7 protein-coding genes are annotated in these 10,797 nt (G+C 40.1%); 5 read left to right on the top strand and 2 right to left on the bottom strand.

Features of this window, described 5'->3' with window-relative positions; all coding sequences use genetic code 11:
* The first annotated feature begins 29 nt into the window (after positions 1-29).
* Genes BVC88_RS06115 through BVC88_RS06105 form a run of 3 tightly spaced genes read left to right on the top strand, consistent with a single transcriptional unit; the run spans position 30 to position 2,825 of the window.
* Entirely contained in the window at positions 30-1,016 is a 987-nt protein-coding gene (locus BVC88_RS06115) for a TRAP transporter substrate-binding protein (RefSeq protein WP_075349908.1), read from the top strand.
* A 22-nt stretch (positions 1,017-1,038) separates the two neighbouring features.
* Positions 1,039-1,530, top strand: a complete 492-nt coding sequence (locus BVC88_RS06110; protein ID WP_075349757.1) for a TRAP transporter small permease — start codon at positions 1,039-1,041, stop codon at positions 1,528-1,530.
* A complete protein-coding gene (locus BVC88_RS06105; RefSeq protein WP_075349756.1) occupies positions 1,530-2,825 on the top strand; it encodes a TRAP transporter large permease in 1,296 nt (431 codons plus the stop codon). The genes BVC88_RS06110 and BVC88_RS06105 overlap by 1 nt, the downstream gene beginning before the upstream one ends.
* 311 nt (positions 2,826-3,136) lie before the next feature.
* Here the strand turns inward: BVC88_RS06105 and BVC88_RS06100 are convergent, their stop codons facing one another.
* Entirely contained in the window at positions 3,137-4,768 is a 1,632-nt protein-coding gene (locus tag BVC88_RS06100; protein WP_075349755.1) for an ABC-F family ATP-binding cassette domain-containing protein, read from the bottom strand.
* Positions 4,769-5,116: 348 nt separating this feature from the next.
* Positions 5,117-5,998, bottom strand: coding sequence for a succinate--CoA ligase subunit alpha (gene sucD, locus BVC88_RS06090; protein WP_075349753.1), 882 nt, complete (start codon positions 5,996-5,998; stop codon positions 5,117-5,119).
* Positions 5,999-6,082: 84 nt separating this feature from the next.
* Between sucD and BVC88_RS06085 the strand changes: the two genes are divergently transcribed.
* Entirely contained in the window at positions 6,083-9,562 is a 3,480-nt protein-coding gene (locus BVC88_RS06085; protein WP_139316530.1) for a sensor histidine kinase, read from the top strand.
* A 56-nt stretch (positions 9,563-9,618) separates the two neighbouring features.
* Positions 9,619-10,797: a hybrid sensor histidine kinase/response regulator gene (locus tag BVC88_RS06080; protein ID WP_075349751.1), complete on the top strand. Its 1,179-nt coding sequence runs from the start codon at positions 9,619-9,621 to the stop codon at positions 10,795-10,797.

Raw genomic sequence — 10,797 nt, 5'->3', positions numbered from 1 at the left:
AGTTTATTCCAGCCCAAATCAATAAACCCATGAAAAAACACCTTCTTATTATACTTGCTATAGTTCTGGTAGGAGTGCTTCCTTTTTCTTGTAGCAGCCCTCTCAATTTCAAGATGATTAAAATGGGTCACGCTCAGGTTCCCAGTCATCCAGTTCATGATGCGATGATTTTTCTCGCTAAGCGGGTGGAGGAAAAATCCAATGGGAAACTACGGATGAAAGTATTTCCTAACCAGCAACTTGGTTCGGAGCGGGAGCTTTTGGAGCTTTTACAAATTGGTAGTTTGGGAATGACCAAGGTTTCGGCTGCGGCATTGGAAGGTTTTGCTCCAACGATGTCTGTTTTTGGGCTTCCCTATTTATTCCGAGATGATGCACATCAGAAAAAGGTGTTGCAAGGTCCCATAGGAAAGCAATTATTACTTGACGGAGAAAAATATTGGTTGAGAGGATTGACCTATTATGATGCCGGCAAGCGAAGCTTTTATACCAAAGATAAATCTGTAGAAACACCTGCTGATCTTGCTGGAAAGAAAGTTCGGGTAATGGAAAGTGTCACTGCTTCCAATATGGTCAAGGCAATGGGCGGATCCCCAACACCGGTTTCCTACGGAGAATTATACACCGCACTTCAGCAAGGAATCGTGGATGCCGCGGAAAATAACCCTCCAAGTTTGTATACTTCTAAGCATTACGAAGTGTGTAAATTCTATAGTTTGGATGAGCATGCCGCTTTACCGGATGTTGTTATTGTGAGTACCAAGGTTTGGGAGTCATTGACGCCTCAAGAACAGCAATGGCTTCAGGAAGCCGCTGATGAATCCGCAGAATATCAATATGAACTATGGGCGGCTTCTACTGCCGAATCAATGCGGGAATTGGAAAAAGCAGGAGTTACTATTACTTACCCAGACAAAGCCCCTTTTCGCGAGGCAGTCAAGGGAATCTATGATCAACTAGAGATCGACCAACCTGAAATTTATAAAATCGCTAAAGCGATTCAAGCAGTTAATTAAACCCATTAAAAATAACAGGCTTATGTTTTCACTCGAATCTAAATCCAAATTGGATAGCGTTATTTCGTCTTTGCTGGTTGTGTTGATGGCTTTGATGGTGATCAATGTGACTTGGCAAGTTGTATCCAGATATGTCTTTCAAGATCCAAGTTCCTTTACGGATGAATTAGCTCGATATATGTTGATTTGGGTAGGAATGCTGGGGGCTGCCTTTGTTGCAGGAAAAAAAGAGCACTTGGCAATTGATATTTTATTGACTAGCCTTAGCACAAAAGGACAGCTGAAATTGATGGTTTTGATTGATAGCTGCGTTTTGATTTTTGCTTTGACTGTAATGTTAATTGGAGGGAGTAATTTGGTTTACATTACATTTATTCTGGGGCAAAAGTCAGCAGCATTACAGATTCCGCTCGCTTATGTTTACGGGATCATACCTTTTAGCGGCCTTTTGGTTATTTATTACCAGGTCGTAGCAATGTCTCAATCAATTCTAGCCATCAAAACCAGTCATTAATGGAGATCTTACCTATATTAATACTCGTCATTTCATTTATATTTTTTCTGGGAATCGGTGTTCCTGTAGCTTGGAGTTTGGGGCTTTCCAGTATGTTGACCTTAATGGTGACGGTAGCGAGTATGCCTGCCATTACCACCGTTGCTCAGCGAATGGGAACGGGCTTAGATAGTTTTTCCTTACTGGCAATTCCCTTTTTTATACTTGCGGGAGAATTGATGAACCGTGGAGGAATTGCCAATCGACTCATTGAATTTGCCAAAGCTTTGACGGGAAGACTTCCTGGCGGATTGCTGCATGTGAATGTGATCGCAGCAATGCTTATGGGAGCTATTGCCGGATCTGCGGTAGCAGCGGCTTCCTCGATGGGTGGAATTCTAGGCAAGCGAATGGAAAAAGAAGGCTATCCCAAAGAACTTGGAGCAGCTGTGAATATTACTTCTTCTACGACAGGATTAATCATTCCTCCTTCCAATGTACTGATCGTTTATTCTTTAGCATCTGGAGGAGTTTCTGTGGCTGCACTTTTCGTTGCAGGGTATTTACCCGGCTTGTTAGTAGGCTTACTGCTGATGATCACGGCAGCTATTATGGTCAAGATCAAAAAACTTCCAGCCGGGGAGCCATCCTCCATGAAGTTGGTTTTGAAGACTTTTTGGGATGCAATTCCTAGCCTATTTTTGCTTGTTGTTGTGATTGGTGGAATTATCGGCGGGGTTTTTACAGCTACCGAAGCTTCGGCTATCGCGGTCGTTTATAGCTTGATTCTATCCCTGATCTATAGGGAAATTGGAGTGAAAGACCTGCCGGCAGTTTTGCTGAAATCTGCAGAGACTACTGCGGTGGTGATGTTGCTAATTGCGACCTCCATGGCCATGTCTTGGGTGATGTCCAGTGAAGAGATTCCTCAAAATATCAGTAATGCGATGCTTTCGCTCAGTGATAATATCGTGGTGATATTGATCATGATCAACGTCCTCTTGCTATTTGTAGGAATCTTTATGGACATGACTCCGGCGGTATTAATTTTTACTCCGATTTTCCTTCCTGTTGTCACTGCTTTGGGAGTTGATCCGGTTCACTTTGGAATCATGATGGTGCTTAATCTTTGCATTGGACTTTGTACCCCTCCTGTTGGATCAATTCTCTTCATAGGAGTGGGGATTGCCAATACCACAATTCAAAAAGTCATTAAACCACTTTTGCCCTTCTTCTTCGCAATGGTGCTGGCTTTGATTCTAATTATGTTGTTTCCAGAGATTTCGCTTTGGTTGCCACGATTCTTTGGACTTTAAAAACTTGATATTTATAATCTGATTATCCTTAATGATGCCAGAGGCCTCTTTTTCTTTGCTTACCAGGCTGGAAGACCGATGACCGATGACGGAAGTACCAGCTTTGCTAATGTTTACCATTCTTTAAGTCGCTATTTACCTTTTTCTGGTGCAATTGCGGATACACATATTATATAAAAATAAAAAACCGGTCGCTTCTAAAACTACCGGTTTTTTGTTTAAAAATGTAACCCTCTTCAGGCATTGATGTTCACTTTAACTGCTAACTGCTAACTGCTAACTGCTAACTGCCAACTGCTAACTGCCAAAGCCTACCGCTCCACTTCCTTCAAATTTTCTATCTTCTTATTTCGCAGGAAGCCATTGATGTCTTCAAAGTGCTCTTTTACCCGCTTATTACCAAATTCAAATACTTTGGTCACTAAGCCATCCAAGAAATCCCTATCGTGAGAAACAATAATGAGTGTACCATCAAATGCTTTCAAAGCATCTTTGATAATGTCTTTGGTCTTCATGTCTAAGTGGTTGGTAGGCTCATCGAGAATTAAAAGGTTGACTGGCTCGAGTAATAATTTAATCATCGCCAGCCTAGTCTTTTCTCCACCGGAAAGTACTTTCACTTTCTTGTTGATATCATCTCCCTTGAACATAAATGCTCCGAGGATATCTTTCACCTTAGTACGAATTTCACCTACTGCGATATGATCTATGGTTTCAAAAATGGTTAGGCTCTCATCCAAAAGGGAAGCTTGATTCTGCGCAAAATAGCCGATCATTGCATTATGACCCAATTCACATTTACCTTCGAATTCGATCTCATTCATGATCGCTTTGATCATCGTTGATTTTCCTTCTCCGTTTTTCCCGACAAAAGAAACTTTCTGTCCTCTTTCGATTGTCATAGCGGCGTTTTTAAAAACCACATGATCACCATAGCTTTTACTCATATCATCCACGATCACTGGATAATTTCCAGATCTTGGAGAAGGAGGAAAACGGAGTTTCAAAGCGGAAGTATCCACCTCGTCCACCTCAATGATTTCCATCTTTTCGAGCATTTTCACTCGGGATTGAACCTGAAGTGTCTTAGAATAGGTGCCTTTGAAGCGATCGATAAAACCCTGAATATCCGCAATGACCGCCTGCTGCTCCTCGTATTGCTTTTGCTGCTGCTCCCGACGCTCTCTTCGGAGTTCCAAGTAATGACTGTATTTGGCTTTGTAATCATACATTCGGCCCATAGTCAACTCAATGGTCCGAGTTGTGATATTGTCTACGAAGGCTCTATCGTGGGAGATGACCACCACGGCTTTTGCCTTGTTGAGTAAAAAATCCTCCAGCCACTGAATCGACTCGATATCGAGGTGGTTCGTTGGCTCATCGAGAAGGATCAAATCAGGCTTCTGTAAAAGGATCTTTGCCAACTCAATTCGCATTCTCCAACCTCCTGAGAATTCCGAGGTAGAACGAGTCAAGTCAGCTCTTTCAAAGCCCAAACCAAGCAATACTTTCTCTACTTCAGCTTCATAGTTCACTTCCTCGATGGCGTAGAACTTCTCGCTCAATTCGGAAACCTGCTCGATCAGTTTGTAATAGCCATCTGATTCGTAATCCGTCCGCACGGTCAATTCCTCATTGATTCGCTCGATCTCCGTCTTCATGTAGAGGTAGCTGGCGAAAGCTTTGGAAGTCTCCTCCATCACTGTGCAATCATCTGATGTCAGTAAATGCTGCGGTAGGTAAGCTACTACAAAACCTTTTGGAGCAGAAACTGAACCTGAGCTTGGCTTGGTCTGTCCTGCAATAATCTTCAAAAGGGTTGACTTGCCAGCACCATTTTTACCCATTAAGGCAATTTTATCGGTTTCATTAATGGCAAAGGAAATATTACTAAAGAGTGTGGAACCGCTGTGAATGACGGCGACATTATCTACTGAAATCATTGGCTTGGAATTGAAGGTGCAAAGGTAATGGATTGAAGATTGAAATAACCTGTTCGCCGGGGCGAATTGTAAGATTTGAAAATTGTAAAACCGAAAAACCAATTCCTGGAATGTGGGTAGACTAGTTTGAAGTTATGTTTCTTGAATTTAGACTGTTTCAGTAAAAAAGATTCGGTAAATGAAAACTCCAAAAACCAACAATCAGCATTTTGACCTTAAAGTATGGCGAAATTGTAAAGTCATCAGAAATTCTGATCCAATGAGCTGATTACAATAAAAAAACCGCCCCGAACTAAATCGAAGCGGTTTCCTAACATCCGACATCAAACATCGGACATCAAACAAATATTAAACATTCACGCCCAAGACTTTCGCCATGGTAGCTCCGATCTCTGCCGGAGAATCAACTACGTGAATTCCATTTTCTCTCATGATTCTCATTTTGGCAGCAGCAGTATCGTCAGCTCCACCGATGATAGCACCAGCATGACCCATTCTACGTCCTGCAGGAGCAGTTTGGCCAGCGATGAATCCAACTACTGGCTTTTTGTTGCCAGTTTCTCTGATCCACTTTGCAGCATCTGCTTCATAGTTACCTCCGATTTCTCCAATCATTACGATTGCGTCAGTCTCAGGATCGTCCATTAGCAATTGTACTGCTTGCTTGGTAGAAGTACCGATGATAGGATCTCCTCCGATACCAATGGCAGTGGATACACCAAGACCAGCTTTTGCCACTTGATCAGCTGCTTCATAGGTCAATGTTCCAGACTTAGACACGATTCCGATTCTACCTGATTTGAATACGAAGCCTGGCATGATGCCTACTTTTGCTTCACCTGGAGTGATTACGCCAGGACAGTTAGGGCCGATAAGAGTTGCTCCTCTTTCCTGAATATAAGGCTTTGCCTTCATCATATCTGCTACAGGAATTCCTTCAGTAATAGCGATGATTACCTTGATTCCAGCGTCAGCGGCTTCCATAATTGCATCGGCAGCAAATGCCGGTGGAACAAAAATGATAGAAGTGTCTGCACCAGTTTTTTGAACGGCTTCTTCTACAGAGTTGAAAACAGGTTTTTCCAAATGGGTAGACCCACCTTTACCAGGAGTCACGCCTCCGACTACGTTTGTGCCGTATTCGATCATTTGCTGTGCGTGAAAAGAGCCCTCTGACCCGGTGAATCCTTGTACGATTACCTTGGAATTTTTATTTACTAGTACACTCATGATGCGATTTCTAAAGTTTGCACAAAAATAGGAGAATCATCCCGGCTTCAAAAGAAAAGTCTAACTATCTCTGTTTAAATTAACTTGAAAAATCTTTTTTATCTTGCTTCGATGGTTTATCAAATCCGCTACATCAGCATCTTTATTCTGATACTTCTTGCAAGTAATTCCACTGCTTTTTCACAGGATTTTAATTTCAACACAAATCCCAAAGGAGTTAATCTACCGGTACAAAATGTGCTTCAGGTAGCACAGGATACCTTGGGAAGGATGTGGTTTTCTACAGTAAGGGGTATTTATTATTCCGATGGGATACAGACTCATTCTTTGGAAGAATCTGTTGCTTCGGAATTTGATTTTAGAATTTCCCTGCACATCGATGAAGATGGTATTATCTGGCTTTTTAATCAGAATGGCCTTCCAAAACTATTTAAAGGAGGTTATGGGAAATGGGAAGAGGAGAAATTGCCCATAGATTTTGGGACTAAGCAAAGTAATCGTATCCTATTTTTTTCGAATGGAAAAGGAAAGGAGAAACAGTTTTTTCTGGATAACGAAATCACCTTGGTAACCTGGAATTCTGGCTTAAAAGATTTCAAGCAACTTTCTCGGCCAGATTTCAAAGAATCAGGCCGTTTAATTTCAGTGACCAAAATTGAAGGCAAGGAATATTTTTTCTTTGAGCAGCTAACTGCCATATTAACAGGAGATCAACTTGAGCCTTTTCTTTTTCAAGGAATTGATCTACCCGGAGTTCCGGTTGTAGTCAAGCCTTCTCCGTTTTCTGATGAGTTTTATTTCTTAGGGAAAAACTTTTTAGCCAAGGGTTCTGAATTTAATAAACCTGCCAGTTTAGTGGATTCAAATATTTCTGAAACAGATTTCATTAGTGAAACACACTACGGACTTTTCTTTAATGCAGAAAATGTGTTTTACTTTTTCAATTCCCAACTTAGGAAAATTGCCAGTTACAATCGTTTCCCATTGATTTTAGAGCTAAATGATCTCTTGAATGCGTTCTACATTCACGATGCAATTACTGACAGAGAGGGGATTCTTTGGATCGCGACTTCCCGAGGTGTTGTCAATTTGAATAGTTTAAAATTTCAGAATTATGGGCGATTTCGACTAGAACTGATGTCTGAGGAGATCTCAGCTATTTTAGAGCTTGGCCGTGGGGATTTTCTTTTTGGATTCAACAATGGGATACAGAAATTTTCTGGAATGAAGATGACCACTGTCTATAGAGATTCATTCGCTTTGGGGAAACCGCAGGAGAGAGTTATTAATTTCAGTCAGGATCCTGAATCAGGTGAAGTTTGGTTTTCAGCAAATCAAGGGGGAGTAGGGAAGTATTTTCCCAAAACTGATAAAACGATTCATTTTGCCCCTCCTTCAGGTGTTTCGATTTCTTCAGTAATAGTAATTGGTGATAGTGTCTTAATGGCTGGTCCCAAGTCAGTGTACATTGCTCCAAAATCAGCTCAAGGAGCCCAGTTATATAAACGAAATCTTATTGGGGAAATTCAAGAACTAATTGATCAGCCAATTTATTTTTTTCGAAAAGCTTCCAAATTAAAAGATGGAAGAATAGTGGTCATGGCAGGTAAAAAATACATTGATCAACCTCCGCTGCAGCAGAATGATAGGTTTGTAATCGTCCAAGGGTTTGATGTTTTGGAGACAGATGAGGGTCTGCTAATTGCTTCCGATGAAGGCCTTAAAATCTTTAAAGACGATCAAGTACTTCCCTACACGTCCAAAGGCGAACAAATAGATAATCCTGTTTATTGTTTGATGAAGGACTCGAAAGGGCAAATATGGATAGGTACCGATCAGGGGATTGTGAGGATAAATCCAGAAGGGATTTTGAGATATGATGAAAGTAATGGGTTGATAGGGAATGAAATCAATCGAGGAGCATTGCTTGAAAGCAAATCTGGAAAAATCATCATTGGCACTTTAAAGGGCTTTTCTGTTTTCTTTCCCGAGGAGAAGTTTGAAGCCAATGGAGGGCCAAAGATCTATCTTAATTCCTATAAAGTAGGTTTAAATGTTGATCAGAATTCTGAAGACCTGAGTGTCCCGTTTTCCGAAAATACTTTTGAGGTAGAATACCTTGTTACAGGATTTAATGAAGAAAAGGAACTCTGGATTCACTACCGTTTAAATGGACCGGAAGAGGATGAGTGGGTAATTGTCAAAGATCCAAAAGCGAATCAGCTTTTTTTCACAAACCTTCCTCCAGGGGACTATCAACTTGAAATTAAAGCATCGTATGAAGGTGAGAGTTTTTCTGAGACGGTTTCTTCAAAACCATTTCAAATTGCTAAGCCGATTTACCTGCAAATTTGGTTTTTATTCTTAGTTATCTCATTCTTGATAGGTTTGGGAATACTGATAAACATCTTATTTCAGCAACTTCGGAAATTGGGATTGCTGAAAGTTGCTTTTGACAATAAAGAAAAAGAAAAAATCGCATCGGAGCAGCAATTCAAAAATGTTTGGGATAGCTCCAAAGATTGCCTGATTTTAACCTTGGATTCTGAAGAGATCGTTGCTGTAAACCCATCATTCGCAAAATTGATTGGTGAAAAAGCAACTGCCTTACCGGGTAAATTTTTGCATGAGCTTTTTAGTGAGCCGAGTTTTTGTCAAAATAAAATGCAGATGTTCGGACCCGAAAACATCTCCAAATTAGAGCAGGGAATTTCCTTGGAAGGTGTATTTCCTTGGAAAAGTAATTCTGTGGAGATGATGCTCTATACAAAATTGATTCAAAGAGATTACCGAGGCCAAAACTTGATTATGTGTATTTTCAGGGATATCTCTTTGGAAAAAGCAATTGAAAATAGTCTTCGGGATGCGAAAGAAAAAGCAGAAGAGGCGAATCGTTTTAAATCCAGCTTACTGTCTAATATCAGTCATGAAATACGAACTCCACTAAATGGGATTTTGGGAGGTACGGAACATATCATGATGAATCATGAGGAAGATAAAGTTTTGATTTCTCAATTGGATATCATTTTGCAAAGTGGTGAACGCTTGCTAAGTACAATCAACTCCATATTGGATATGGCGAAAATTGAGGCCAATAAAATGGATGTGCATTTCGAACCAATTGAAATCAATAATTTTATTACTACAGTCGTAAAACCCTTAAAAAACCTCGCAAATCGAAAAGGAATCGTACTTCGCGAAACTTACCTTAGCCCCTCTATTCTGGGAAATACCGATAAGAGATTTTTAGAAATGATCTTAAACAATATCATCAGTAATGCCATTAAATACACTGAAGAAGGTGAAATTCACCTACAGGTAGATCGGGAGGATGAAAAACTTTTGTTGAAAATAGAGGATACAGGAGTAGGGATGTCAGAGGAGTTTATGACAAAAATTTTTCAACCATTCGAGCAAGAAAGTACTGGAAACGATCGCCTTTTTGATGGTACTGGCATAGGTCTAAGTATCACCAAGAATCTAATCGATTTGCTGGGAGGTACCATTGATGTCCAAAGCATGAAGAACACTGGAACTATGATCACCATCAAAATCCCTATCTAAGCATATATTTTTTGTATTTTCAGCGCATATTTATAAGATAAAAGAAAAGAACCTGAATGTTTAGCCTCAAAATACTCATCGTAGAAGATGACGCAGTGTCTGCACTTCTACTTCAAAAAGCCCTGGAAAAGAATAAACACGAAATTTTGGGGATTGCTGATTCTGGTGAAAAAGCGTTGGAGCTTCTGACTCAAAATCATGCGGATATCGTAATGATGGATATCAATTTGGCTGGGGAACTTGATGGGATCAAAACCACCGAGATTATCAATGAAAAATATGATATCCCAGTAGTCTACCTCAGTGCTAGCTCAGATGCAGAGACTTTGAATAAAGTAGTGGGTACCAACCCAAGTGCTTATGTAATCAAGCCATTCAATATTAGAGAACTGAATATGGTGATTGAGTTGGCGATTTTTAAGGATAGAAAAGAAAAAGAATTGCAAAAGCTCAATAATGAGCTGGAGGAAAAAGTTAAGCAACGGACTGTAGAACTCTATGATGCGAATAAGGAATTGACAAAAGCACTAGAGAAAGAAAGAGAAATTAATGAGTTAAAATCTCGAATCGTTTTGAACGTATCGCATGGATTTAAAACTCCATTAACATCTATTCTTAGCTCAGCTCAGTTGCTTCAAATTTACGGAGAGAAGGATCACCCTTTTAAGATTAAAATTGCAAAGCATGCAGGCAAAATTGAAAACTCGGTAAGAGCATTGAATAATTTATTGACAAGTGTTCTGTTTTTTGGGAAAGCAGATGCCGATCAGATGAAATTTCGTCCGAAAAAGATGTTCATGGGTGCATTTCTCAAAGAGCTTATGGATACCCTGAATGCAGGCAAAGAAAACGATGTAGAAATTAAAATGGAGACGGGGAATATTCCAAAAACCCTAACTACCGACTCAGAGTTGCTTTACCAAATTTTTGAAAATTTGCTTTCCAATGCAATCAAGTATTCTTCAGATGGTCAGAAGGTTGATTTTAATATTTCATTCGAGAATGGCCAATTGATCAGTACAATCCGGGATCAAGGTATTGGGATACCTAAAAGCGAACAAGATCAGCTATTCGACCGTTTTTTTCGAGCAAAGAATGTAGGTATTATCGAAGGCTCAGGTCTCGGACTTTCCATTGTGAAAAAATGTATCGAAGTCCTTAAAGGAACAATAGAATTTGAAAGCATAGAAGGAAAAGGAACAACATTTAAGGTCACAATTCCAGTAAGTAAATAA

It is taken from the genome of Algoriphagus marinus (genome assembly GCF_001936475.1).
GTDB lineage: Bacteria > Bacteroidota > Bacteroidia > Cytophagales > Cyclobacteriaceae > Algoriphagus > Algoriphagus marinus.
Note: the sequence above shows the minus strand (reverse complement) of the source record. Positions and strands in the feature narration are given on the sequence as shown.

Coding starts and splice junctions, on each gene's coding strand:
- BVC88_RS06115 (WP_075349908.1), top strand. CDS start 30: ATGAAAAAACACCTTCTTATTATACTTGCTATAGTTCTGGTAGGAGTG.
- BVC88_RS06110 (WP_075349757.1), top strand. CDS start 1,039: ATGTTTTCACTCGAATCTAAATCCAAATTGGATAGCGTTATTTCGTCT.
- BVC88_RS06105 (WP_075349756.1), top strand. CDS start 1,530: ATGGAGATCTTACCTATATTAATACTCGTCATTTCATTTATATTTTTT.
- BVC88_RS06100 (WP_075349755.1), bottom strand. CDS start 4,768: ATGATTTCAGTAGATAATGTCGCCGTCATTCACAGCGGTTCCACACTC.
- sucD (WP_075349753.1), bottom strand. CDS start 5,998: ATGAGTGTACTAGTAAATAAAAATTCCAAGGTAATCGTACAAGGATTC.
- BVC88_RS06080 (WP_075349751.1), top strand. CDS start 9,619: ATGTTTAGCCTCAAAATACTCATCGTAGAAGATGACGCAGTGTCTGCA.